The organism is Vreelandella nanhaiensis, assembly GCF_003990185.1.
In the GTDB taxonomy this organism is placed as follows: domain Bacteria; phylum Pseudomonadota; class Gammaproteobacteria; order Pseudomonadales; family Halomonadaceae; genus Vreelandella; species Vreelandella nanhaiensis.
Map to the genome: position 1 here is coordinate 394,575 of NZ_RZHF01000004.1, position 23,800 is coordinate 418,374.

The 23,800-nt window shown below is 54.8% G+C and carries 23 protein-coding genes and 1 pseudogene; 8 read left to right on the forward strand and 16 right to left on the reverse strand.

The genetic code is table 11. From position 1 onward, the window contains the following. Window positions 1–21: 21 nt before the first annotated feature. From ELY38_RS02165 to gabT, 4 genes are all read left to right on the forward strand, one after another. Complete coding sequence (locus ELY38_RS02165; RefSeq protein ID WP_127059866.1) at window positions 22–1,236, forward strand: CaiB/BaiF CoA transferase family protein; 1,215 nt, start codon at window positions 22–24, stop codon at window positions 1,234–1,236. Window positions 1,237–1,455: 219 nt separating this feature from the next. Beyond that, the gene (locus ELY38_RS02170; protein WP_127059867.1) at window positions 1,456–2,265 is read left to right on the forward strand and encodes an EAL domain-containing protein; all 810 of its coding nucleotides are present in this window, start codon (window positions 1,456–1,458) and stop codon (window positions 2,263–2,265) included. Further along, the gene (locus ELY38_RS02175; RefSeq protein ID WP_127059868.1) at window positions 2,258–3,184 is read left to right on the forward strand and encodes a sensor domain-containing diguanylate cyclase; all 927 of its coding nucleotides are present in this window, start codon (window positions 2,258–2,260) and stop codon (window positions 3,182–3,184) included. Before ELY38_RS02170 ends, ELY38_RS02175 begins: the two co-directional genes overlap by 8 nt. A gap of 53 nt (window positions 3,185–3,237) precedes the next feature. After that, complete coding sequence (gene gabT / locus ELY38_RS02180; protein WP_127059869.1) at window positions 3,238–4,512, forward strand: 4-aminobutyrate--2-oxoglutarate transaminase; 1,275 nt, start codon at window positions 3,238–3,240, stop codon at window positions 4,510–4,512. 66 nt (window positions 4,513–4,578) lie between these two features. On the opposite strand, the gene ELY38_RS02185 is transcribed toward gabT, so the two are convergent. From ELY38_RS02185 to ELY38_RS02215, 7 genes are all read right to left on the reverse strand, one after another. Continuing rightward, window positions 4,579–5,883, reverse strand: coding sequence for a TRAP transporter large permease (locus ELY38_RS02185; protein ID WP_127059870.1), 1,305 nt, complete (start codon window positions 5,881–5,883; stop codon window positions 4,579–4,581). 23 nt (window positions 5,884–5,906) lie between these two features. Further along, window positions 5,907–6,419 carry a TRAP transporter small permease gene (locus tag ELY38_RS02190; RefSeq protein WP_127059871.1) on the reverse strand — a complete coding sequence of 171 codons (513 nt, stop codon included), beginning with the start codon at window positions 6,417–6,419 and terminating at the stop codon, window positions 5,907–5,909. Beyond that, entirely contained in the window at window positions 6,416–7,432 is a 1,017-nt protein-coding gene (locus ELY38_RS02195) for a TRAP transporter substrate-binding protein (RefSeq protein ID WP_127059872.1), read from the reverse strand. Before ELY38_RS02195 ends, ELY38_RS02190 begins: the two co-directional genes overlap by 4 nt. 289 nt (window positions 7,433–7,721) lie before the next feature. Beyond that, a complete protein-coding gene (locus tag ELY38_RS02200) occupies window positions 7,722–7,970 on the reverse strand; it encodes a thiamine-binding protein (RefSeq protein ID WP_127059873.1) in 249 nt (82 codons plus the stop codon). Between the two features lie 9 nt (window positions 7,971–7,979). Further along, window positions 7,980–8,807, reverse strand: a complete 828-nt coding sequence (locus tag ELY38_RS02205) for an alpha/beta fold hydrolase (protein WP_127059874.1) — start codon at window positions 8,805–8,807, stop codon at window positions 7,980–7,982. Between the two features lie 200 nt (window positions 8,808–9,007). Next, window positions 9,008–10,054: a DNA polymerase IV gene (gene dinB, locus ELY38_RS02210; protein ID WP_127059875.1), complete on the reverse strand. Its 1,047-nt coding sequence runs from the start codon at window positions 10,052–10,054 to the stop codon at window positions 9,008–9,010. A gap of 54 nt (window positions 10,055–10,108) precedes the next feature. Then, a complete protein-coding gene (locus ELY38_RS02215) occupies window positions 10,109–11,572 on the reverse strand; it encodes a protein adenylyltransferase SelO (RefSeq protein WP_127059876.1) in 1,464 nt (487 codons plus the stop codon). A 109-nt stretch (window positions 11,573–11,681) separates the two neighbouring features. Between ELY38_RS02215 and ELY38_RS02220 the strand changes: the two genes are divergently transcribed. Continuing rightward, entirely contained in the window at window positions 11,682–12,284 is a 603-nt protein-coding gene (locus ELY38_RS02220) for a DNA-3-methyladenine glycosylase (RefSeq protein WP_246009049.1), read from the forward strand. On the opposite strand, the gene ELY38_RS02225 is transcribed toward ELY38_RS02220, so the two are convergent. Next, window positions 12,206–13,120 (reverse strand): NAD-dependent protein deacetylase, encoded by a 915-nt coding sequence (locus ELY38_RS02225; protein WP_127060141.1) that lies wholly within the window; start codon window positions 13,118–13,120, stop codon window positions 12,206–12,208. The two genes, ELY38_RS02220 and ELY38_RS02225, sit on opposite strands and share 79 nt — an antisense overlap. 135 nt (window positions 13,121–13,255) lie before the next feature. On the opposite strand from ELY38_RS02225, the gene ELY38_RS02230 reads away from it, so the two are divergent. After that, window positions 13,256–14,428 (forward strand): UbiH/UbiF/VisC/COQ6 family ubiquinone biosynthesis hydroxylase, encoded by a 1,173-nt coding sequence (locus ELY38_RS02230; protein WP_127059878.1) that lies wholly within the window; start codon window positions 13,256–13,258, stop codon window positions 14,426–14,428. 67 nt (window positions 14,429–14,495) lie between these two features. Here ELY38_RS02230 and ELY38_RS02235 read toward each other — a convergent pair whose 3' ends face one another. Beyond that, entirely contained in the window at window positions 14,496–15,458 is a 963-nt protein-coding gene (locus ELY38_RS02235) for a ribonuclease Z (RefSeq protein WP_127059879.1), read from the reverse strand. Window positions 15,459–15,695: 237 nt separating this feature from the next. On the opposite strand from ELY38_RS02235, the gene ELY38_RS02240 reads away from it, so the two are divergent. Together ELY38_RS02240 and ELY38_RS02245 are read left to right on the forward strand one after the other, a co-directional pair. Beyond that, window positions 15,696–16,898: an E22 family MetX-like putative esterase gene (locus ELY38_RS02240; protein ID WP_222845101.1), complete on the forward strand. Its 1,203-nt coding sequence runs from the start codon at window positions 15,696–15,698 to the stop codon at window positions 16,896–16,898. A 186-nt stretch (window positions 16,899–17,084) separates the two neighbouring features. Next, window positions 17,085–18,212 (forward strand): glycerol dehydrogenase, encoded by a 1,128-nt coding sequence (locus ELY38_RS02245; RefSeq protein WP_127059880.1) that lies wholly within the window; start codon window positions 17,085–17,087, stop codon window positions 18,210–18,212. A gap of 81 nt (window positions 18,213–18,293) precedes the next feature. On the opposite strand, the pseudogene ELY38_RS02250 reads toward ELY38_RS02245, so the two are convergent. The 7 genes and pseudogenes from ELY38_RS02250 to ELY38_RS02280 form a co-directional block, all read right to left on the reverse strand. Then, window positions 18,294–18,701: pseudogene (locus ELY38_RS02250) on the reverse strand (DsbA family oxidoreductase); the annotation flags it as partial. A 223-nt stretch (window positions 18,702–18,924) separates the two neighbouring features. Continuing rightward, complete coding sequence (locus ELY38_RS02255; protein WP_127059881.1) at window positions 18,925–19,572, reverse strand: glutathione S-transferase; 648 nt, start codon at window positions 19,570–19,572, stop codon at window positions 18,925–18,927. 186 nt (window positions 19,573–19,758) lie between these two features. Beyond that, a complete protein-coding gene (locus tag ELY38_RS02260) occupies window positions 19,759–20,412 on the reverse strand; it encodes a DsbA family oxidoreductase (protein ID WP_127059882.1) in 654 nt (217 codons plus the stop codon). A 90-nt stretch (window positions 20,413–20,502) separates the two neighbouring features. Further along, window positions 20,503–20,919 (reverse strand): lysozyme inhibitor LprI family protein, encoded by a 417-nt coding sequence (locus ELY38_RS02265; protein ID WP_127059883.1) that lies wholly within the window; start codon window positions 20,917–20,919, stop codon window positions 20,503–20,505. 290 nt (window positions 20,920–21,209) lie between these two features. Beyond that, window positions 21,210–21,641: a carboxypeptidase regulatory-like domain-containing protein gene (locus tag ELY38_RS02270; protein ID WP_127059884.1), complete on the reverse strand. Its 432-nt coding sequence runs from the start codon at window positions 21,639–21,641 to the stop codon at window positions 21,210–21,212. Between the two features lie 77 nt (window positions 21,642–21,718). After that, window positions 21,719–22,636 carry a hypothetical protein gene (locus ELY38_RS02275; RefSeq protein ID WP_127059885.1) on the reverse strand — a complete coding sequence of 306 codons (918 nt, stop codon included), beginning with the start codon at window positions 22,634–22,636 and terminating at the stop codon, window positions 21,719–21,721. 90 nt (window positions 22,637–22,726) lie between these two features. Then, window positions 22,727–23,713 (reverse strand): hypothetical protein, encoded by a 987-nt coding sequence (locus ELY38_RS02280; RefSeq protein ID WP_127059886.1) that lies wholly within the window; start codon window positions 23,711–23,713, stop codon window positions 22,727–22,729. Window positions 23,714–23,800 lie beyond the last annotated feature (87 nt).

Consider the following 23,800-nt stretch of genomic DNA (forward strand, 5'->3'; position numbering starts at 1 on the left):
ATCCTACAAGAAGGAATCACCATGAGCACTCCTTCCAAACCGCTGGCTGGCATCAAGGTACTCGATATTTCACGGGTGCTGGCAGGACCGTGGTGTGGCCAGATGCTCGCCGACATGGGCGCCGATGTAATCAAGGTTGAGCGCCCTGTTGCGGGTGACGATACGCGCCACTGGGGGCCTCCCTGGCTTGAAGGCACGGTGGAATCGGCTTATTACCTGTGTGCCAACCGCGGCAAACGCTCGGTGACAATCGACATGGCCAAGCCGGAAGGCCAAGCGCTTATCAAGCAGTTAGCAGCCCAGTCCGATGTTCTGCTTGAGAACTTCAAGGTTGGCGGGCTGAAGAAGTACGGCCTGGATTACGCAAGCCTCAAGACGCACAATCCATCGCTTGTCTACTGCTCGATTACAGGGTTTGGCCAGGAGAGCCCCTACGCTCACCGGGCCGGTTACGACTTTATGATTCAGGCCATGGGCGGGATCATGAGCCTAACCGGCAAACCTGACGGTCAGCCGGGCGGAGGCCCGGTCAAAAGCGGCGTAGCATTTACTGATATTTTCACCGGGCTATATGCCGCTAATGCGGTGCTAGCCGCGCTTTATCAATGCCGTGATACAGGGGTGGGTTGCCATATTGATATGGCGCTGATGGATGTTCAGGTAGGGGTACTGGCCAACCAGGCGCTTAACTATCTGACCTCGGGCAACGTGCCTCAGCGCTTGGGCAATGCCCACCCCAACATTGTGCCCTATCAGGCCTTTGCTACCGCGGATGGTCATATGATTGTCGCGGTAGGTAATGACGAGCAGTTCAGACGCTTTTGCGAAGTACTTTCGTTAGGGCATTTGGCCGCTGACGAGCGCTTCTCCACCAACGGGGCACGTGTTAACCAGCGTGAGCTGCTGGTTCCGGTGCTTGAAGCCGCCCTTGTTCAGCGTACCACTGATGATTGGCTCGCAGCCCTTGAAGCCGTGGGTGTGCCCTGTGGGCCTATCAACACCCTTGATCGTGTATTTGATGACCCGCATGTCAAAGCGCGCGGCTTAAAACAGACTCTGCCCCACACTCAGGCAGGCAAGGTGGACCTGGTAGCGAACCCCATTCGTATTAACGGGCACTCGCTAAGCGCCACCACCGCGCCGCCAGGTCTGGGTGAACATACCGAGCGCGTATTAGACGATATGGGCATTAGCCCAGCACAGCAGCAAGCACTTCGCGAGGCAGGCATTATTTGATCAGTGCCTTAAGCACCCCGCTGGCCTACCGTTTCCAAGCGCCCTTAGGGGCGCTTTTTGGTGCTACCTAATATTTACATAATCGATAAAGGCTAAGAATTTCATTTTAATACACATTCATCCGCTACAATACCCATGGCTTTACATTAATGTGTCAATTTGTAAACAATAAGTGTTTGCAACAAGGGATTAGTCGGACACAGCAAGCATGGAGGCTTTATGAGTCATTGCGCACGCGTGAATGGGCACTGCAAACGTTGTGAAGACGAGCTGCCGTTTGCCTTTACCATGGCATTTCAGCCTATCGTCAACCTCTCCACTGCCAGGGTAGAAGCTTATGAAGCCTTGGTTCGCGGCCCGAAAGGCGAATCTGCCTTGAGCGTTCTGTCACAGGTAACGAACGATCTGCTCTACCGATTTGATCAGGCTTGCCGTGTGAAAGCCATCGAAATGGCAAGCCAGCTTGGCATGCAAACAGACCTTTCGATTAATTTCCTACCCAACGCAGTTTACGAACCTGAAGCCTGTATTCAGGCCACGTTGGCTATTTCACGCCAGGTGGGCTGGCCGATTGAACGGCTTATTTTTGAAATCACCGAAACTGAACGTGTTACAGACCGTCAGCATCTGCGCAGTATCATCGACGTCTATCGATCGATGGGATTTAAGACCGCGCTAGATGATTTTGGCAACGGCTACGCCAACCTTGACCTGTTAACCGACCTCACCCCGGACAAACTTAAGATTGATCGCGAACTGGTCATGAACTGCGCTCATGACCTGCGCCGTCAGGCCCTTCTAAAAGCGCTTGTCTCACTGGCCCAGCAGTTGGATACACAATTGATTGCTGAAGGCGTGGAAACCCATGCCGAGGCACTTTGGCTGGCTCAAGCGGGGATTGTGCGCCAACAGGGATTTTACTACGCCAAACCTAAGGTTAACTCGCTGGGAGAAGACCTGACGCCACGGCTTGCCGCCCTACGTGATGAAACTCATTTAACGCCAAGCCAAGGAGGCCCTCATGCTTGATAAGGGCCTCGAACAGGTCTACCAACTGTTCACACGTTCAAAGCGTAACACCGAGAATATTATCAAGACCGCCCCATTAGGTATCTGCATAACCGACCCTGACGGCCATTTTGAAATGGTAAACGCCGCTTACTGCAACTTTTACGGGTATTGTGAAGAGGAGCTGCTGGGCAAGCATTTCACCCTGCTGGTGCCACCCGCCAACCGCGACAAGCTGGCGGCCTTTCACGAGGAGTTCATTCAGGGCGACTGCGACCAGGAGCTTCGCCAGGAGTGGGAGGTACACGACAAGCAAGGTGAAAAGCGCACCATCCTTGCTGAAGTTGTGCGTATTGAGGGCGATGACGGGCGACCGCGCATGGTAACGTTTATTGTCGATATCACCGAACGAAAACAGCTGGAAGAGCGCTTGAAACAGACCAATGAACGTCTTGACTACCTTGCTCATCATGACGAGCTAACCGGTTTGTTCAATCGCCGGGCGGGCCTTTTGCGTATGGAAGAAGAGCTTCAGCGCTGTAAACGGTATGGCAATACCTTGAGCATCGCCATCTTTGATCTAGATAGCTTCAAAGCCATCAATGATACTTACGGTCATGGCACGGGCGACAGCGTTCTTAGAGAGGTCACGGCAGTGGTGGGTAAGACCCTGCGCAATACGGATATTCAGGCGCGTTTGGGGGGCGAAGAGTTTCTGGTGATCATGCCCGAGGTCGATACCCGTGCAGCAAAGCGAGCCATGGAGCGGGTGTGTGACGCAATAGCTACCACGCGTTTTACCAGCCAGCAGCTAGTGGTTACTGTTTCCGCCGGGATTGCATGCTACGTTGAAACAACCAACCGTTGCCTTTTAGAGCAGGCTGACGATGCCATGTACCGGGTCAAGGAAGCTGGCGGAAACGGTGCCATGATTGCCTAGTGAGTTACGCCAGCGTCCGCTATGTTAAAACGACTCGTTAGAGGAGTTGAGTCATGAGCAATGCTGAACTGAACGAACTAAAGCGCAAGTACGTGGCCAATGGTGCCGCAAGCCCCGCGACCGCGTTTGCCGATCATGCCGAAAACGCCGAAATATGGGACGCTGACGGCAACCGGTTTATCGATTTTGCCGGTGGCATTGGCGTTCTCAATATCGGCCACCGTCACCCTAAAGTGGTTGCAGCGGTAAAAGCCCAGCTCGACAAGGTGATGCATACCTGCCAAACGGTGATGCCTTATGAAGGCTATGTCCGGGTAGCCGAAAGACTCAGCCACCTGGTGCCGGTACGCGGGCATGCCAAGGTAATGCTGGCCAACTCCGGTGCTGAAGCGCTTGAAAATGCAGTCAAAATAGCCCGTGCGGCGACTGGCCGTCCTAACGTTATCTGCTTTGATGGCGGCTATCACGGCCGCACCTTTTTTACCATGGCAATGAACGGCAAGGTAGCACCCTACCAGACCGATTTCGGCCCCATGCCCGGCACCGTGTTTCGCGCGCCCTACCCGGTGGATTACCACGGAATAAGCGAAGACGAGGCAATTCGCGGTCTGATGATGGCGCTGAAAACCGATGCTGGCCCCACGAACACCGCGGCCATCATTCTCGAGCCCGTGCTGGGCGAGGGAGGCTTCTACCCGGCCCCCACTACTTTCCTGGAGAGGCTTCGCGCCATCTGCGATGAGCTCGGCATTCTTATGATCATCGACGAAGTGCAGTCAGGCTTCGGGCGCACCGGCAAGATGTTCGCCATTGAACACAGCGGTGTTGAGCCTGACATCATGACCATGGCCAAGAGTATGGCTGATGGCATGCCGATTTCAGCGGTGGTGGGTACTGATCACCTCATGGACGCCTCCGGTCCCAACTCGCTGGGCGGCACTTACACCGGTAGCCCTACCGCTTGTGCAGCAGCACTGGCCGTGATGGACGTTTTCGAGGAAGAGAACATTCTGGAAAGAAGCCGTGCGCTGGGGGAAAAGCTGACCAAGCGCTTTAACCAGTGGCAGGCCCGCTACGCCTGTGTGGATAACGTGCGCCATATGGGCGCCATGGCCGCTTTTGAGCTAGTGTCCGACAAAAATACCCGTACGCCTGACGCCGAGCTTACCGGGGCACTGTGCAGGAAAGCCCGCGAAGAGGGCCTGATCCTGCTTTCCTGCGGCATGTACGGTAATACCATCCGGTTTCTGATGCCCATCACCATTGAAGATGACGTGTTAAACGAAGGGCTGGATATTATTGAATCGTGTCTGGAGTCGCTGGTTTAACACGGCCTGAACGCAAGAACGCCGCCCGATGGGGCGGCGTTCTTGTATTTACCCGTAGCTAACGGCTCAGCCGTTCATGAAGCGCGGCAGCCAAAGCACGAGGTCAGGCCAGACGCTGATGATGATGGCCGCCAGGCACATCAGCAAAAAGAAAGGCAGCGCCGCCCAAGCTACGCGGCCAATGCTCTCCCCGGTCAAGCTTTGCAGTACGAAAAGGTTAAAGCCCACTGGCGGGGTGATCTGGCCAAGCTCGATCATGATGATCAGGAAAATGCCGAACCAGATCGGATCAAAGCCTGCCAGCAGCACGATCGGCAGCGTAATGGGCAGGCTCATGACGGTGATCGAGATACCGTCCAGAAAAAGCCCCAGTACGATGTAGAACACCGCCAGCGCCAGCAACAACATGGTCGGGCTAAAGTTCTGCGTGGCGATCCAGGTTGCAAGCTCCCGCGGTAGGTGCAGATACCCCATCGCCGTCGACAGCAGGCTTGCTGTGATCAAAAGGCTACACACCATGATTGAGGTGATCAGTGTTCCCCGAAACGCCTCGGTCAGCATAGCCAGATTAATCTGCCACTCGACGCCCAGCAGCACCAGCGTGGCCGCAACACCCACTGCCGCCGCCTCTGAAGGCGTAGCGATACCGGTGTAGATCGAACCGATCACGATCGCGATCAGTATGAGGATCGGCAACAGTAGCAGAATCGACTGACCGATCGATTGCCCGTGCGCTACCTGTTTGGGCGCAAGCGCCGGTGAAAGCGTGGCGCGTAGGCCGATATAGCCGCTGTACAGCAGAGCAATCACAAGCCCCGGCACCACACCCGCCATGAACAGCCGGCTGATCGACACCTCCGCCTGAACCCCGTACACGATCATGACGATCGACGGCGGAATTAGCAGACCCAGGCTACCGGCGCCAGCAAGTGAGCCGATCGACAGGTGCCGGTCGTAGCCGCGCTGCTTAAGCTCTTGTGTGGTTATTTTGCCGATAGTAGCGGTGGTGGCGGCACTTGAGCCGCTTACCGCGGCAAACAGCGTACAGCCCAGCACGTTGGTATGCAAAATGCCGCCCGGCAGACGGCTGGTAATGGGCACCAGCCCCTTGAACAACCGCTCTGAAAGGTTCGAGCGAAAGATCAGCTCGCCCATCAAAATAAACAGCGGGATCGCCGAAAGCTCCCAGCTATTGCTGGCACGATACAAGATACGCGAGAAAATCAAACCGATACGGTCAGCGCTGAAGTCTCCGAAAACCCAAAGCGAGCCGATGGAGATTGCCAGCATCGAGGCAAATATCCACGTTCCCATGGACAGGAAAAACACCAGCAGCAGCGCTACGCCAACGGCTGTCCAGAAAATATCCATAATCTCTTCCTGTTAGCCAGGCCCTAGGCCGTGGGTGATGAATACCGCGAGCGCAGCAAGATTATCTTCAAAGACCTCACCAGTAGCGTTAAGGAAATCAGCCACATGCCAATAAGGATGGCACCTTCGGGAAGCCAGATAGGCGTTTCGGCCAGCGTCTCACTCACCACACCGCGCTGGTAGCTGCGCTGAACGTTTTGCAGCCAGAACGTTGAGAGCCATAAAAAACAGCCGGCGGTAACCAGGCTGCTAAACAGCTCCAGTGGCCACCGCCTGGGTTCAGGGATGCGCTCCATGAGCAGCGACACCCGAATCAAACCGCCTTTTTCGAGCACGTAAGGAAGCCCAAGAAATGCCATGGTGGCCACGGCGTAGCCGATGTATTCATCCAGAATGAAGGTCGAACGGCCAAACAGCCGCATCACGATTTCTAGGATGATATGGCCAAACATGTAGATGATGAGCGCCACAGCAATCAAGGCGCCCACCCGATTGAGCAATGTCGATGCTTTTTCTATGGGCTCGAAAAACTTCATTGCTGGCCTCGAAACTCATTTATGATCGTCTCGCCGGTGTCGCCGGTACTCCCTAGCCAGTTTTCGATCACGCTGGCCGAGGCCTCGGAGAGTGCATCGGTCAGGTCTTGCGCTACCGGGTCGCTTACTTCAACGTTGTTCTCTGCCAGCATCTGGTAGTTCTCTTCGGTGCGCGTTTCAACGGCCGCCCAGTTGTGCTGGTCGGTCAGGCGAGCGGCTTCCAGCACCGCCTGCTGCTGTTCTTCGCTGAATGAATCGAACACAGCCTTGTTCATGTGCACCATGTTGAGCGGGATGGCGTACTGAACGGCGGAGAAGTGGTTTTGATGCTCCCAGAAACTACCGTTGGCGCCTGCTTCGGCGGAGGTTAGCACGGCGCTAATGCCGCCGGTGGCCAATTGCGGCACCACATCGCCCCAAGAGAGACTTACCGGCGAGGCGCCGACGTTTCTAAAAGTTTCGGTGCCGCTGCGGTCAAAAGTACGTATTTTGAGGCTCTTCAGATCATCGGCGCTGTCGATGGCGTCTTTCGACCAGATACCGCTGGCCGGCCAGGGCGAGGCGTAAAGCAGCACCTGATCGTTATCTTCAAACACTGCTTCGTAATAGGGTTTGGCGATATCGTAAAGCTTGCGGGCATCCTCGATATCATTGACCAGAAACGGCAAGGAGGAGAGCAAAAAGATTGAGTCTACGCCACTCATGGTGCCTGAAAGCGTATCTGCAATATCGACAGCGCCGTCCGCCACAGCGTAGAAGTGATCGCCGGAGTTAAACCCCAGCGCGCCACCGGTATGCAGGGTGATGCTGATATCGCCGTCGGTCAGCTCCTCTACCTTGTCGATAAAATAGGCGTCGCCCTGGGCGTGGATCGAGCTTGCGTTGTATTCGTTTGAGAAATCCAGGCTGAACGACTGGGCATGCGACTGGCCGCTAACGATCGCGAGTCCCAGCGCGGCAATAAGACTTTTACCGGCGTTGAACCGATGGTTTTGGAGTTTTAGCGTTGTCATGAAGTCAGGTTCCCTGCCAATTTTTATTGAAAGTCATTTTCAATGTAACTTTATCGGCAAGCCGTTTATTTTTATAAACGACGTAAACGCTTCTGAACGCGACATCTAAATTACCAGAAAATAAAGTATTATTTGCTTTTTACGTTAATTAAACCCTGTAAAAGCAGAGACGAAACGGCGATTTTCGTCATGAAAAAGAGCAGCTCATGCACCAAATATAGCTATAACCGCGAGGCACAAAAAAGCGCCGCTATTATATATAGCGACGCTTTAGATACCCTAGGCTCTGCTAGCGCGGTCGGCGATCGCCTTCCAGAAAATTCGCCGTAAACACCGCCTTACCATAGGTCTCAAACGACCACCTCATGACCTCGCTCAAGGCAGCCATTACCGCATCGAACTCACCAAATACCTGCGTGCTCATACGGTTGGGGTATACCTCCAACCCCGTTGCTTCAAGGCGCTTGACCACGTCTTTTACCAGCGGTTTAACATCATTGCCCAGCGGGTAGTAGCTAAGCTGTACAGAAAGATACATAACGCCTCCTTACGCTGAGTGGGAAGGCTGCCCGGCTTTGGCTAAACGCTGCCAGGCCGCCAGAATAGCGGCACGCGTTTCATCTGGATGTTCCATAGGGAACATGTGCGTTCCGGGAACGCTGCTCACTGCCAAACCCTTGCGTTTCAAGCGTCTTATACGCGTTGGGGTCAGCAAATCCGATTCCTGCCCGGCAATGAGCGCCAGCGGCACGCCTACCCGGCGCGGCAAGCGCGAAAGGTGATCCGGCAGGTGGCGGAAAATTTCCACCTCGATACGCGGATCAAACGTCAATTCGGCGCTGCCATCCTCTAAAAGCCGGGTACCTGCTTCAATGTAGTCGTTAAGCGCCGTGGGGGTAAAGCGGCGAAACAGCCCGCGCTGTCGTAACGATTTGGCCATGACGTCACGGCTTGGCCATACGCTTCGCCGGCCTTGGGTTTTACCAGCAGGTGTTACCCGGTCAACAAACCCAAAGCGTTTGGCCGCCTTCATCGCCCAGGCGTCCCACCCAAGCATGAGGGGTGGGTCGAGCATAATCACCCCGCAAAAACGCTCGGGCTGCTTATCGGCCGCCATGGCCATCAGGACCCCACCCAGTGAATGCCCCACGCCCAGCAGCGGCCCCTGGGTATCCGGCAGGTAGCTTAATAGCTCATCGACCAGATTGGCCCAATTGTGGTTAACCGGGTAGTTCGGATGATGGCCCAATCGATCCAGTGGGTGAACCTCAAACGTCTGCGCCAGCGGTTCCAGCAGACTCTTGTAGCTTAACCCGGGAAACCCATTGGCATGGGCAAACACCAGACGGGGTCGTGAAGCGGTTATTGTTGTCATGAGGAAACTCTTGCGCCTTTAATGCAGCTAATGCAGCCGTTGTGATCGCCAGTGCAAATGGCAATACCTCTATCATACGTCTGTTTTAACGTGCGTATTGAAACGCGTCAATCGACATAGGTATTAACAGGCTAACGAAATGGCCGTGAAGCGTTTTTTAAAAACGGTAGCTTCAAAACGCCGGTTTTAAAACATTGGCTTCAAAACAGGGAGAGCTGCTCGGCAGGCGCGGCTTCTGCCAGGCGGTAGCCCACGCCCAGCAGCCGTACCGGACGCTTGCCGCGCGCCCAGCCGACGTTCAACAACGTTTCAAACTGCTCAAGATTGGGCGCCGGGTCAGCGTGCTCTACGGTGGTTTGGGTAAAATCATTGAATTTCACTTTGACCATTAACCCTCTCACCCCAGGCGGGGGGTCAAGGCGGGCATAGCGGCGCTCCAGATCCTCCAGGAGAGCGGGCAGTTCCTTCCGGCACGTCTCAAGCGTGGGTAGGTCCTTGGCATAGGTCTGCTCGGTACTCACCGATTTACGTTCACGGTGGGTTTTAACCGGCCGCTCGTCATGGCCAAAGCTCAGCTCATGCAAGCGCTTGCCAAAGCGGCCAAAGTGCTCCACCAATTCAGTCAGCGGGCGGGTGCGCAAATCCGCACAGGTATGAATATCCAGTCGTGCCATTTTTTCGGCAGTGCGTGGGCCCACCCCATGAATCTTCTTGACCGACAGCGCCTGCACAAAGTGCTCGACCTCGCCGGGGGTAATCACGCATAGGCCGTCGGGCTTGTTCCAGTCACTGGCGATCTTGGCGAGAAACTTGTTGGGTGCGACACCCGCCGATACGGTGATGCCCACCTCCCGACTGACCCGCTCACGAATCGCCTGGGCCATGCGCGTGGCGCTGCCCTGGTAGAGGGAGACATTCGAGACATCCAGAAAGGCTTCATCCAGCGACAACGGCTCGATCAGATCCGTCACCTCGCGATAGATTGCAAACACCTGGCGCGCCACGACCTTGTACTTGGCCATATCGCCACGAATAAGGGTTAGATGCGGGCAGCGCTTGAGCGCCTGGGCCATGGGCATCGCCGAGTGAATGCCGTATTCGCGAGCGGGATAGTTGCAGGTGGCGACCACCCCGCGCTGCTCGACACTCCCACCAATGGCGATGGGAATATCCTTGAGCGCCGGGTTGTCGCGCATTTCTACTGCCGCATAAAAGCAGTCACAGTCGCAGTGAATAATTTTGCGCACTGACCACCCTTCTCCACCTGTAAAAAACCACAGCTTATCACAGGCAATGAATCATCAGGTGCCGCAAAAGGTTCTCAGCACCTGTTCGCTGCTGGTCGCCGGCGCCGCCAGGCGGCGCGCATCAACTGAGTCGTCGTAGGGGTGTGTGACGACCTCTAGTAGGGTATGAAAAGGCGCATAATTACCCCCATAGGCGGCCTCGATAGCCTCCTGAACGCGGTGGTTGCGCGGAATGATGGCAGGGTTAGCCCGGCGCATGGCGTCAAGGCGCGCGCTATCCTTTCCGGCGGCCATCTCAGCCTGCCAGGTTTCCAGCCAGGTGGTTAATGTATCGGGTTGGCTTGTCAACGAAAGCAAGGCATCACGGTGCTGGGCATCACATGACGCTGCATACTGCGTCAACGCATCAAAGGTGGCGGTCATGTCCATGCCGCCTCGCGCCATCTGGGTCTCCAGCCCTTCCATCAAGCGACTGGCCTGCTCACTATTGGCGGCAAGGCCCAGCTTATCGGCCTGAAGCGTGCGCTGCTCGGTGGCAAAGATGTCGCTGAATTTACGGATCGCATCTGTCGCCTGCTCTACGGCTTCCTCGCCCTCGACCTTCATTAACGGCAACAGCGTTTCCGCAAAACGGGCCAGGTTCCACTGGGCGATGCCCGGCTGGTTTTCAAACGCGTAGCGCCCGCCCTGGTCGATAGAGCTAAACACTTTGCGAGGATCAAACTGCTCCATAAACGCGCAAGGGCCATAATCGATGGTATCGCCCGCCACGCTGGTATTATCGGTATTCATCACGCCGTGGATAAAGCCTATGCTCATCCAACGCGCAATCAGCGCCGCCTGGCGAGCTACCACCGCTTCAAGCAGCGCCAGATAAGGATCATCCGCACTGGCAGCGTCAGGGTAGTGGCGCTTGATGACATAATCCGCCAAGGCTTTCAGGATCTGTTCGTCTTGTCTCGCGGCGGCAAACTGAAAGGTGCCCACGCGCACGTGGCTGCTGGCTACTCGGGTAAAAACGGCACCCGGTTCAAGTAATTGGCGCCGAACCTGCTCGCCACTGGCAACCGCCGCCAGCGCGCGCGTGGTGGGTACGCCAATAGCAGCCATAAATTCACTGACCAGATACTCACGTAATACTGGCCCCAAGGGCGAGCGGCCATCACCCCCGCGTGAAAACGGCGTGCGCCCGCTGCCCTTGAGCTGAATATCCCGGCGCTTGCCCTGCCGGTCGATTACCTCACCCAGTAAAAGCGCACGGCCATCGCCCAGCTGGGGTACAAAGTTGCCGAACTGGTGCCCCGCATAGCCAAGGGCCACAGGCTCAGCCCCCGGTGGCAGCGTATTGCCGCCAAACCACTGGGCCAGCGTGTCGTCATCGGGTATATCGTCTGCGCCCAAGGTATGGGCCAGCGGCTGATTGAAGGCAATCAGGGTGGGTGTTTCAACCGGCGTTGGCCGACAGGCGACCCACAGCGGCTCCGGCAATGTCTTGTAGTCGTGCTCGAAGGTCAACATGGCGATCTCCCCTTTCATTCAGTGTCGTCTACCCATACCCTAGCAGTTCATCCAAGTAGTCAGCGAAATAATGTCATTACTGCCTGAACTATCCCTGCAGGAACTTTCCTTGCAAGAATTATCCTTGCCTCCCCTTTCCCGTGACTTTTATCAGCGCGATACCGTAGCCGTTGCCAACGACCTGCTGGGCTGCTGGCTCGTTCGCGAGGTAAACGGCACCTTGATGGGGGCACGTATTGTTGAAACCGAGGCGTATTGCGGCGCTCACGATACAGCCTGCCATGCGCATCGCGGGCTAACGCCTAGAACGGCAGCCATGTTCGGCGCACCGGGGCATGCTTACGTGTACTTGGTGTACGGAATGCACTGGTTGCTCAATATTGTGACCGAACCCGAGGGTTCGCCCTGTGCGGTATTAATTCGCGCCGTTGAGCCCGTGCTCAATGAACAGGCCATGCGCGAGCGGCGCAGCATGGTGGGCAAACAGCTTTGCAATGGGCCAGGCAAGCTCACCCGGGCTCTTGGGGTAGACAAGACACTCTACGGTCATGACATGACCCGCACCGAGCACTTATGGGTATCGGCAGGTAGCCATAACACACCGATTGCCAGCGGACCACGCGTGGGGATCGACTACGCAGAACCCGAGGACCGCGACGCGCCCTGGCGGTTTTGGCTGGAAGGCAACTCCTGGGTATCCAAGGTGCGATGAAGGGCTGCCAACTGCTCGACGGCATGGGTTAGCACGGGCGTTAAGGGCGCTCGCCACTGGTGGGTAAGTAATGCATCCGCCCGCGTTACCCCCAATGATAACGAGCCGATGGGCAAGCCCATGGCATGGGCCTCACGACAGAAACGGTAGCCCGAAAACACCATCAACGAGGTGCCAACGGCCAATACCGCCTGGGCATTTTTAAGCCCCACCTCAGCCGCCAACCGGCGCGGCGGCGGCACCACATCGCCGTAATAGACCACGTCGGGTTTAAGAATGCCGCCACAGCGCGGGCAATCAAATACTCGAAACGCGCTGAAATCGGCTTCCAGATCGGCATCACCGTCCGGGGCGTGGGAGGCATCCATCGCGGCAAAGGCCGGGTTCATACGCGCCATCTCGCTGTGCATGGCATGGCGCATCATTTGATAATCACAGCTCATGCACTTCACAAGATCAGCCCGGCCATGCAGGTCAATCACCCGGCGCGACCCTGCCCGCTGGTGAAGGCGATCCACATTCTGGGTTACCAACAGTTCGATAAAACCCATGGCTTCCAGCGCCGCCAGCGCTTTATGAGCGCCGCTCGGCTGGGCCTCACGCAAGGCCTTGAACCCGACCAGCGCACGCGCCCAGTAGCGCTTTCGCACCTGTTGGGATGCCATAAACTCGCCGTGCTGCACCGGCGGCGACCGCTTCCACTGGCCGCTTGCATCACGGTAATCGGGAATGCCGCTGTCAGTACTCACGCCCGCGCCGGTAATTACCCACAGCTTGGGGTGCTGCTCGATAAAGTGGGCCAGCTCAGCGCCCGCCTGAGCCACACTTTTTTGCATTTCCACGGCCTGCGTCACTTGTTCACCCTAGGCAAGTTTCCCCTATCTCGACGATACTGTAGGACATTCAGGGCACATGCAACGGTTAATGCCATGCATGACAGCGGTGCCCAACAAGCATTCAAGGAGCGCCTCATGCAGAAAGATCACGATATCATCATTGTTGGCGGTGGCATGGTGGGCGCCGCCCTGGCTGCCCGCCTGGGCAATGCGGGCTTCTCAATCGGGCTGATTGAGCGCGGCGACGCGCCTAAAGCGCCCAGCGGCGACTATGACCTGCGCATCTCCTCACTGAATGCGCGTTCGCTGGCATTTATCAAGCTAAGCGGCACCGAACTGCCCAAGGAGCGTTGTTGCCCGTTTCGGCATATCGACGTCTCCAACCAGGACGGCACCGGCCACAGCGTCTTCTCAGCGGCCGACAGCGACATGAAAGACTTTGGCCTGTTTATCGAAAACCGTACACTTCAGCACGCCCTGTGGGAGCGCTTGAAGGAGCTTCCCAGCGTCACGTGCTACACCCAAAGTGCGCCAGTCAGCACGGTGGCAGCAGGCGAAGCGCGACTGGTCGAGCTGGACGATGGCAAGATGTTGAGCACCCGGCTGGTGGTGGGCGCCGACGGCGCCCGTTCGACACTGCGCCAGCTGGCCGGTATCGAGGTGACCAGCCACGACTACCACCAGCGGGCCATGATTATCAACGTGGAAACCGAGCTTCCCCAGCAGGATGTTAGCTGGCAGGTATTCACCCCCACCGGCCCGATGGCCATGCTGCCGCTACCCGGCCATCGCGCTTCCCTGGTGTGGTATGACAGCGACAAGGCCACCAAAGCGCGCGAGGCGATGGAAGACGACATGCTGAAAATCGCTATCGAAGCGGCCTTCCCGAAGCGCCTGGGCAACCTTACCCGGGTTGTTTCCCGCGCCAGCTTCCCGATCAAGCGCCAGCATGCCCGCCGTTATATCGGCAAGCGCCTGGCTTTAATTGGCGACGCCGCTCACGTGGTGCATCCACTGGCCGGGCAAGGCCTGAACATCGGCCTGCACGACGCCGACACCCTGGCGGATATGGTCATCAAGGGGCGCGACCCAGGCGATTACCTTAACCTGCTTCGTTTTGAGTGCCAGCGCCGGGCGGCCAACCAGGCAATGATCGCCGCCACCGACAGCTTCCACCACCTGTTTACCGGCGCCAAACCGCTGCGCCAGCTGGGCGATTTAAGCCTGCACCTGGCCGAACGCTTCCCCTTCGCCAAGCGCATGATGATGCAGCAGGCCAATGGGAGGAATCCGTTCAGGATGTGGTAGTGACTGATACAACCAATTTGGTCGGTGAATAGCCGCCTGCGTATAAGAACGATCAAAACGCAGGCAGCTATTCGCTCGCCACTTCAGAAAAGTGGCCCGATTTATCTAGGGTAAATTCGAGAAAGTCCCGCGCCAGATAAAGCGAGCCCGAATAAGCGCTCTGGGCCTCTTTGCGGATATCCTCGATGGAAGGCGACGCCTGGGGGTTGAGCTGATAACGCGGGCTAAAGTGCGTCAGCACTAGGTTGGGTAGCTGTACGGTTTCGGCAAAATCAGCGACAAGCTTGGCGTAGCTATGCCCCACTTCAATCGCCTTCTGGGCCATCTCTTGGGTATAGGTGGCTTCATGCACCAGCACTTGAGCACCCGCGCATGCCTCAATCAACAACTCAGGCCGGTCATTGTCTCCCGCGATCACCACTTTCCTGGGCTTGTTCTTGAAGATCAAGAACTCATGGCTTTTTAACAGCTCCCCCGCGAACTCAATATCAAGCCCTTGCTTCAACTGCCCCCACAACGGCCCTCTCGGGATGCCCTTTTGAGTTAGCTTTTCGATATTTAAGGCGGCGTCGACGTTTTTCTCCGTAAACGTATAGGCGTAGCACGCCACCCGATGGGAAAGCGCAAACGTAGCAACCGCCACGTTTTCAAACTCAACGCTTGGCAGGTCGTCTGAGGCGATAAATTCCAGGACGAAAGGTAAGCCTAGCTGCGTAGCCTCGTAGGTAGCCTCCAACCACGCCTTGATGCCTGTGGGCGCCACAATGGTAAGCGGCGCTTTCCGGCCGTTCATTCCCGCACTCGCCAGTATGCCCGGCAGCCCATAGCAGTGGTCGCCGTGCACGTGGGTAATCAAGATGGCTTTCAATGAAGTAAACGACAGCTTCGTGCGCAAGACCTGATGCTGAGTGCCCTCTCCGCAATCGATCAGATACCAGCCCTTCCCCTTACTCTCACGCAAGGCAATGCCGGTGACGTTTCGGGCTTTGGTAGGCACGCCAGCGGAGGTTCCAAGGAATAGTAGGTTCATATCTTGTTCTCTTTTATGCACTTGCTTTGGAAGCTAGGCTACAGATTCGCTGAATAAATGGGTAATCCAGTAGCTGCGGCTTTAAGCGCAAACTTGCTGGGCGCGTACCCGTTACCAAGCGCATGATGCAGCAAGCTAGCAGATGAAATGCGTTCAAAATACGCGAGCGCTGACTATGCTGAGTAGGGTCGCAATCAGCAGCTAATAACAATCACAACCACCAGCAAAGGAAGCCCCATGCGTCGCACACAACTATCCTCTTTCATACAACAGTCCCCTTTCATGATAGCGGGCCTTGGCCTACTCATATCCTCCCCACTATGGGCGTGGGACGGCGTCGTTGAGAAGCAAACCTTTGAGATCGACAGCTTCACGACTCAAAACGGCGAGACGATTCCCAACGTGACAGTAGGCTGGGAATCCTACGGCGAACTCAACGAAGCCCGTGATAACGCCATTCTGATCACCCACTTTTTCTCCGGCACCAGCCACGCAGCGGGCCGCTACAATGCTGACGGTAAACCCACTGGCTACTGGGATGCCATCATCGGTCCCGGCAAAGCATTGGATACCGATGAGTACTACATCATCTCCTCGGATACGCTGGTGAACCTCAATGCCAATGATCCTAATGTCACTACCACCGGGCCTGCCTCAATCAACCCAGATACCGGCGAGCCGTGGGGCATGGATTTCCCCGTGGTAACCATTCGGGACTTTGTCGAAGTACAGCGCGAACTACTGGAAAGCCAAGGCATTGAATCGCTGCATGCGGTGATGGGCGCTTCCATGGGGGCCCTGCAAGCGATTGAGTGGGCCAGCGCCTACCCTGACCGGGTTGAGCGTTTGATTCCTGTTATCGGCGGCGGCGTTGCCGACCCATGGCTACTGGCAACGTTGAGCTCCTGGGCTGCGCCAATTCGCGTGGACGCCAATTGGAACGAAGGTAACTACTATGACGGCGAACCGCCTACCGATGGATTAAAAGAAGCGCTGAAACTCGTCACGCTTAATGCCAACCACTGGCAGTGGGCCAACGAAACCTTTAACCGCGACTGGGCCGATGAAGAGCGCGACCCTGCCCAGGATATCAGCGCCCGCTACGCCATTGAGCAAACGCTGGATGATATTGCCGCCGCCCGTGCGGAGCTTTCCGATGCCAACCACCTGCTCTACCTGGTACGCGCCAACCAAACCTTTATGGCGGGCCACGGCGATTCGTTAGAGGAAGGACTGGCCGCCATCGAAGCGCCCACACTGATGCTGTATAGCGAAAACGACCTGGTATTCGCCCCCCAAGGCGTGCGCCGCACCGCCGAATTGATTGAAGCGGACGGCACTGAAGTGACGCTGGAAACCCTGGAAGGCAATCGCGGCCACTTGGATGGCGTGCTATCCATTGACCAAGCGAGTGATACGTTGCGGGCGTTTTTGCAGTAAGGGATTGAGCGCTGGTTTCTCTGGGAGCCAGCGCTTGCTCTTCTAGCACCGCTCTGAGGCCTGCCTATTTCGCCACATTCTGACGATGATCAACATAACGGCAAATACGTCGAACCACCGCAAGTGCGAACGCTGCGCGAGTGACTACACTGGTGTGGCCACCCACGCTATTAGGACATAACCGTTATGCCAGTAACCAACGAGAAAGTCTTTATCAGCCCCGGCCGCTACGTGCAGGGGGAAGGCGTTACCGCACGTGCCGGTCACTATGTCTCGGCACTTGGGAAAACCGCGCTGCTTATCGCCGACGATGTGGTCTGGAAAATTGCGGGCGAGCAGCTCAGCGCTAGCCTGGAAGGTGAAGGCGTCAGTTTCGAGCGTGCGGTGTTCGAGGGGGAAGCTTCTAACCGCGAAATCGACCGCCTCGTTGAGCTCGGCCGCAAGCAGCAGGCAGACGTTATTATCGGCTTCGGCGGTGGTAAAGCTATCGACACCGCCAAGGGTGTGGCCGAAAAACTCGAAGCGGCCTGTGCCATATTGCCCACGACCGCTTCTACCGATGCGCCTACCAGCGCCCTGTCGGTCATCTACAGTGACGATGGCGAGTTCGAGTCCTACCGTTTCTACAGCAAGAACCCCGACCTGGTGCTGGTTGATACCGGCATCATCTGCAAGGCGCCGCCGCGTTTTCTGGCCTCGGGCATTGCCGATGCGCTGGCCACTTGGGTTGAGGCTCGCGCCGCCATTCGTGCTAACGCCAACAACATGGCGGGCGGTAAAGCCACGTTGCTAGGCGCGACCATTGGCGAGAAATGTGAAGACATCCTCTTCGAGCACGCCATGCTGGCCTATCAGGCCAACGAGGCGCAGATCGTCACACCCTCGTTTGAAGCCGTGGTCGAAGCCAACACACTGCTCAGCGGCTTGGGCTTTGAAAGCGGCGGCCTGGCGGCAGCGCACGCCATCCATAACGGTTTTACCGCCCTACACGGCGAGATTCACAACCTGACCCACGGCGAAAAAGTGGCGTACGGCACGGTCGCGCAGCTAATTCTCGATCAAACGCCGCAAGCAGAGCTGGAAGAGTATCTGGACCTCTACATAGCGCTGGGACTGCCGGTCACGCTGAAAGCGCTCAAGCTCGACCAGGCAAGCGAAGAAGACCTCTACCGCGTAGCCGAAGCGGCGCTTAAAGAGGGCGAATCGAGCCATAACCTGGCTTATGAGCTGACGCCCAAGCAGGTCGTTCATGCTATTAAGGCGGTGGATGCGCATGCGCGTGCGTTTATGGCTAAGGTTGGCCTGGGCGAGTAAGACCCGCCAGGCACATGGCGCCACGTGCGTGGCGCCATGTTGATCGACCAGCCCTCGCTTCAGGCCGGCGCCTCCAGGCCATTAGCGGTTAGCGTTCTCTTCAGCCAACTGACAAAGCGCATCGACCAGCACCTCGGCAGGCTGGGCGCCGGAAATCAGGTAACGGCCGTCGAGGATGATCCCCGGCACCGCATTCATCCCGGCTTCCATGAATCGCTGCTCTGCCGCACGAACGTCATTCGCGTACTGATCAGAGCGGGCGATGGCCTCAGCGGCGTCGCCATAAAGCCCTACCTCAATGGCCTTCTCACGTAGTACCTGTGGGTGGGCGGGATTTTTCGCCTCACCGAAGTAGGCATCAAACAGTGCCAGTTGCAGGGGCGTTTCTCGGTTCTGCGTGGCCGCCCAGGCCAGCACCCGGTGGGCTGCGAAGGTATTGTTTGCCCGTCGCTCAACGGCCCCCCGGAAATTCAATCCAAGTTCTTCGGCCACATGGACTTTCAAGCCGAAGGCTTCCAGCATTTGGGCAACAGGGCTGCAAACCGGGCATCCCGCAAAGAGCATTATCAAACAACTTAATGCGGCTTACGCCCAAAACAGGTAAAGCAATCGCGGCCAGTGGGACGTGCTATCCATCGACCAAGCTAGTGATGCGCTCCAGTCGTTTTGCCGAAAGTGAGAAAGCCGACAAGGAATTAACAGGTAGCGCTTTTCAAGATGGAAAAACCACCACGTCATCCCCCTCTTGCCATGGATGAAACTTGGTCATGGCCTGCAGAAAAAACGCGTGCTCCAACCAGTGCTGTAGCCACCGCTGCAGGTGCGGGTAAGGTAGGCTATAAAAAACATCGCGATCTACATGGGCGAATTGGCGGATAAAAGGCATGATGCCAATATCAGCAATGGTCGCGTTATCTCCCAGAAGATAAGGCTTTTGAGTCAGCTTCTCCTCTAAAACCTGTAAAAAAGCTTCACCCCGCTGCCGGTACTCTGCCTGGGTCATTTCGAGATGTCGGTCGGCGTATTTATAGCGATCCAACCAATGTTTAAATTCATTATCGTTTTGCTCGATCAGGGCATTGGCCTGAGTCCTAACCTTCGCATCTAACAGCCCTTGCGGATCTTGTTGCTCAAGCGCCCACACCATTATTTCTCGGCTCTCTTCGATCACAGTACCATCAAAAAGCTGTAAAACAGGCACAGTGCCTTTCGGGCTAATCGCTAGCATCTGGGCCGGTTTGTTCTTCAATGTGATCTCGCGCAGCTCCACCGGTAACTCAGCAAACAATAAGCCGAGCCGGGCACGCATGGCATAGGGGCAGCGACGAAAAGAGTAAAGGCGATGAAGTGATGACGTCATGGGCATTTTTCACAGTTGAATTGAAGTCAGTAGACTCGGCGTCTCTGGTTTCAGTGGTTACTTCATTTTACGGTTAATCTCTGTTTAAGATTACCGATCAATGGGTCGGAACATGGACCGGCGTAGAAGGGCTATTTTTGGATCTCAGCAAAAACGAGTCGGCTCGGTGACCACTAAGGCGAGACGTTAGCCGTTCGCGTTTTCTTCCGCCACCTGACGCAGCGCATCGACCAGCACGTCAGCGGGCTGGGCGCCAGAAATCAGGTAGCGGCCGTCGAGGATGAATCCCGGTACAGCGCTCACTCCTGCCTCCATAAATCGCTGTTGTGCCGCTCGAACCTCGTCCGCGTACTGATCAGACCGAGCAATGGCTTCGGCAGCGTCACCGTCAAGCCCAACCTCAATGGCCTTCTCGCGTAGAACCTCTGGGTCTGAAGGGTTTTTCGCCTCACCGAAGTAGGCATCAAACAATGCCAATTGTAGGGGCGTTTCCAGGTTCTGCGTTGCGGCCCACGCAAGCACGCGGTGGGCATCGAAGGTGTTGTTCGCCCGACGCTCCTGGGCGCCACGGAAATTTAATCCAAGCCCTTCGGCCACCTTCATAATCTCGCGCTGGGACTGCTCCATGCTGGCAGCATCCTTACCGTATTTGCGGCATAAATGCTCCAGGATCGGCTCGCCCTCGGGCGGCATGTCTCGGTTGAGCTCAAAGGGCTGCCAAAAGAGTTCGACGTCGATCTCACCATCAAGGGTTTCTAGTGCTTGTTCCAAGCGTCGGTAGCCGATCGCGCACCACGGGCAGGCAACATCGGACACCAGGTCAATTCTCAACGTCTGCATTGGGTAAACCCTCATTCGGTCAAACTGAAGAAAGCATGGTACGCGCCTATAGGGAGTAACGGCAGTACCGTCATTTAAAGGATCAAGGCGTTACTCGATAGCGGGTTCCGGTAAAACCGGCGGAGTACTGTCCATATAAGTCAGAAAATCTTGCCAGACATCGTGCGTTCGCTGTTTCGTTAACCGGGTACGGCACGTAATGCCCATGACGCCTCGAATGGTCCCGTCGCGCCACTGCGTATAGACAGAGCCGCAATGGGCAGAGGCATACGCCTGCCACTGCTTTTGAGCCACCTTGATAGCATCGACTAACACAGGGTCAACCGCGTTATGTTCAATGCTCGTTTCCAGATAGTGGGTAAGTACATCCTCGGCGGCCTCTAACTCGATAGCCGCGCACCGATTGGTATCGAGCGTGTTCCTTATGTTATTGCAATCAAGCTCCGCGTCGTCAGCAACGGCTGACAACGACAGCGTAGCGAGCGCTATGAATAGCCAATTTTTCATTTTTTCCCCAAGCGCACATAAGGTGCTGGCCAAGCGGGCACAACCGCCATGTTCTCACACTCGACGCCAAGAAGATCATCTAAACGTTGAACGACCCTGCCCGCGCATTCATGGCCCGCATGGGTGTGAGCGAATAAAGCTTAAAAGGCAAAATGCTGCGGCGGCCCGCCTTTACTTGCGCCGATAACGACAATGAGAACATCATTTGCCCTACTACTGATGGGCAGTGGCTAAGGCTTGTAGCACGTCAACGCAATGCCGCACGCGATCAGCCCGGGAACATGTGTTTGTTATAGCCCGCAGCCAATTTTATTTGGTTCTTCTGGGCATGGCGTGCTTTTCCCTGGAGTAAGAATGACGTTGTATTGGGGCTGAAAATCTTGACCACTACTCCACACTGTAGAGTGTGTTTCAAAACCTGCTTTTACTACGCACCAATTCCAAAAAAACACGTTTGAGCCTTGAATCATTAGCGATTCAGTGCGCCACTCCTTCATTTCTGGAAAGCTTGCCTCACCTCTATAACTGGTTTTATCTACCCTCCTCGTTTGTTCAAAGCCATAAGGGTATGAGCTCGATATTAAATACACCCAAGCATCCTGGATGGGGTTTCCTTCCACATCGGTTACGAGAATTTCAGCATCTGGCTGAAGCGTCTTGTTGATGGGATAAATAACGCAGCCTGATAGCAACAGAGTCATCGTTAGTATGAGCAGTTTCATGTGTGGTTCGCTATAACGCTTTGAATAAGCCGCCAATTTGGAGTGGCAGCGGAAAATTAGTCGGCTTGATTCATTCGTTATCCTAGATTTTCCGGAGTAATAAACACCGTTGAGATCCCTTGAGGATCATCGCTAACGGGAATCTCTCCGTCAAAGCCTCCATTCAAACTACCTGGGTAATCCATATTACGAGAATCGAGATATAAGTAGGTATGCTGCTTCTTGCCCCTAGCGGTCCCCCCTGAAGAGGCCAAAGTATCGTTTATTAGCACGGTTATTAACCGATCCCAGTCATTAGACATGTTGCCAAGAGCAAAATGCTTTCCCATTGCATTAATAGGTTGAGTAATCATACCGAGGATTGCTTCACCATATGTCTCTGGGTGTGAATTCGGTGGCCACATTGTTTGCCATGAAGGAATTATTGTAGGCCAGCGTTTAGCTTTAGCATCCTTGATCTGAAGGAAAGTACAGTGCTGAAGTCGTGAGGTTCCGTATGAAGGAAGCTGGAACTCGCAGTTGACCTTTGGATTTAACGGATACGGACTTCTGCCGGACGCAACAGATGTTTGACTACTGAGTAAAAACTTAGAAGCGCCACTTAGGAGCTGAAGCTCTTTTTTTGTTGATTTATTAGAAACTGAAATTCGGTTATGGCTCTTACCTTTCTTTGCTTGAACAAGGAGCGCCCTGCCAGCTTTCCTTCTGTGGTCGTCCCAGGTAACGATCAATAGATCCGCCAGTTCACAACTTGGTTTGTGCCAAGCTCCTTTTTTCTGTGTATACCAACACTGCGGAGTATGGTCGACCCACACAGATGCCACCGAAACAGCTGGATAACCTAAACGCAGAAGCTCAAGATTTAAACTAGTAGCCCACACATATAGCCCGGATGGATGATGGACCGCCCGTAAGTAGTCTCTTTCGCTGGGGGAAGAGCCGCTAAAATGCGGAGCAATGTGCCATATATATTCAAATGCAGACTCTAACGGCATATCTCTCCTTAAGGATAACGCCCCACTCACCGAAATTTTGGGAGCGCAGCGAGTAAAATTTCCGCGTTAAGTGACTTGTTATGCATACAGTTACACTTCCGTCGACAAGTATCTAAGCGATTCCTTATCAAGATCATTTTTTAGCACTGTAATTATTGATTCATAGATGTCTACAAGGCTTGCACAAAAACCAATCCAGTCGTTATAATTCTCATGAAGCATAGGTTTATTCTTGATTAATTTATAAGTCACTTCTTTATGGACCAACTCTATGTCATTACCTTTGTGCACTCCACCATTATGCACTGTGTTTCTAGCCGCTCTGATGAAATCAACTATATCTTTATCGATTCTTAAGTCACGAGGATAATTTTTTTCGCCTGCTTTGTTCATTACAAAATTAAATTTGTCAGGAAAAGATATAAAATTTCCAGGAACCGATCTCAATCTAGAAAGGTGTTTATTTTTTTCTTCTTCGCTTGAAGCTTTTTCATAGTCGTCAAGATGCTTGCTACATTTCCTTAACCTACTCAATGTATATCTTTCAGTCATTTCATTCCCATAGTTTTCAGATATTTTCGAAATCCAATATTCAAACGCAGAGAATATGCTGACTTGAAAGTCTAGAATATGTGATCCGACCGTCTGATCATATCTATTGACAAACAAATCATTCAAACAATTGAGAGAATCTGAAAGTGAATCTCCAGATAGTGTATACGGTTTTCCTTGGATAATAATTTTTTTACCGTAGTGCCCTTCGTTGAGTATTTGAGTTAACAAGGCTGCTAGAGGTCGAGCCTGCACAGAATTTGATATTTCAGAACAAGTAAAAAACATCAATGACTGCTCACACACAGTCTTAACATGCCCAAAAAAGCTACTTATTGTTACAGGATTTTTAGGATAACCAGACTCTTCAAGATCGCTTAAAAAATGTTTGCTTTCGTAATAACTACATACATCTTTTAAGGACAGAAACGCTCCTATTCTATGCTTGTTTCCCACCTGATACTCTAATTCGTCGCAATATTTACCTATTGCATCTAATAAAGATTCACCATCTACAACTTCCATATGCTACCTATAACTATTCGATCTGCATAACAGTGATTATACGGAAGGCTGCATAACCCCAATAAACGTCCCCGCTCATTCATTAAG

Bases quoted from the DNA above. Each gene is read 5' to 3' on its own strand.
- ELY38_RS02280 (WP_127059886.1), bottom strand. From the start codon at position 23,713: ATGGAAGTTGTAGATGGTGAATCTTTATTAGATGCAATAGGTAAATAT.
- ELY38_RS02175 (WP_127059868.1), top strand. From the start codon at position 2,258: ATGCTTGATAAGGGCCTCGAACAGGTCTACCAACTGTTCACACGTTCA.
- ELY38_RS02235 (WP_127059879.1), bottom strand. From the start codon at position 15,458: ATGAACCTACTATTCCTTGGAACCTCCGCTGGCGTGCCTACCAAAGCC.
- ELY38_RS02170 (WP_127059867.1), top strand. From the start codon at position 1,456: ATGAGTCATTGCGCACGCGTGAATGGGCACTGCAAACGTTGTGAAGAC.
- ELY38_RS02265 (WP_127059883.1), bottom strand. From the start codon at position 20,919: ATGAAAAATTGGCTATTCATAGCGCTCGCTACGCTGTCGTTGTCAGCC.
- ELY38_RS02185 (WP_127059870.1), bottom strand. From the start codon at position 5,883: ATGGATATTTTCTGGACAGCCGTTGGCGTAGCGCTGCTGCTGGTGTTT.
- ELY38_RS02200 (WP_127059873.1), bottom strand. From the start codon at position 7,970: ATGTATCTTTCTGTACAGCTTAGCTACTACCCGCTGGGCAATGATGTT.
- ELY38_RS02195 (WP_127059872.1), bottom strand. From the start codon at position 7,432: ATGACAACGCTAAAACTCCAAAACCATCGGTTCAACGCCGGTAAAAGT.
- ELY38_RS02230 (WP_127059878.1), top strand. From the start codon at position 13,256: ATGCAGAAAGATCACGATATCATCATTGTTGGCGGTGGCATGGTGGGC.
- ELY38_RS02225 (WP_127060141.1), bottom strand. From the start codon at position 13,120: ATGCAAAAAAGTGTGGCTCAGGCGGGCGCTGAGCTGGCCCACTTTATC.
- ELY38_RS02205 (WP_127059874.1), bottom strand. From the start codon at position 8,807: ATGACAACAATAACCGCTTCACGACCCCGTCTGGTGTTTGCCCATGCC.
- ELY38_RS02260 (WP_127059882.1), bottom strand. From the start codon at position 20,412: ATGCAGACGTTGAGAATTGACCTGGTGTCCGATGTTGCCTGCCCGTGG.
- ELY38_RS02190 (WP_127059871.1), bottom strand. From the start codon at position 6,419: ATGAAGTTTTTCGAGCCCATAGAAAAAGCATCGACATTGCTCAATCGG.
- ELY38_RS02165 (WP_127059866.1), top strand. From the start codon at position 22: ATGAGCACTCCTTCCAAACCGCTGGCTGGCATCAAGGTACTCGATATT.
- ELY38_RS02245 (WP_127059880.1), top strand. From the start codon at position 17,085: ATGCCAGTAACCAACGAGAAAGTCTTTATCAGCCCCGGCCGCTACGTG.
- ELY38_RS02240 (WP_222845101.1), top strand. From the start codon at position 15,696: ATGCGTCGCACACAACTATCCTCTTTCATACAACAGTCCCCTTTCATG.
- gabT (WP_127059869.1), top strand. From the start codon at position 3,238: ATGAGCAATGCTGAACTGAACGAACTAAAGCGCAAGTACGTGGCCAAT.
- ELY38_RS02275 (WP_127059885.1), bottom strand. From the start codon at position 22,636: ATGCCGTTAGAGTCTGCATTTGAATATATATGGCACATTGCTCCGCAT.
- ELY38_RS02215 (WP_127059876.1), bottom strand. From the start codon at position 11,572: ATGTTGACCTTCGAGCACGACTACAAGACATTGCCGGAGCCGCTGTGG.
- ELY38_RS02255 (WP_127059881.1), bottom strand. From the start codon at position 19,572: ATGACGTCATCACTTCATCGCCTTTACTCTTTTCGTCGCTGCCCCTAT.
- ELY38_RS02270 (WP_127059884.1), bottom strand. From the start codon at position 21,641: ATGAAACTGCTCATACTAACGATGACTCTGTTGCTATCAGGCTGCGTT.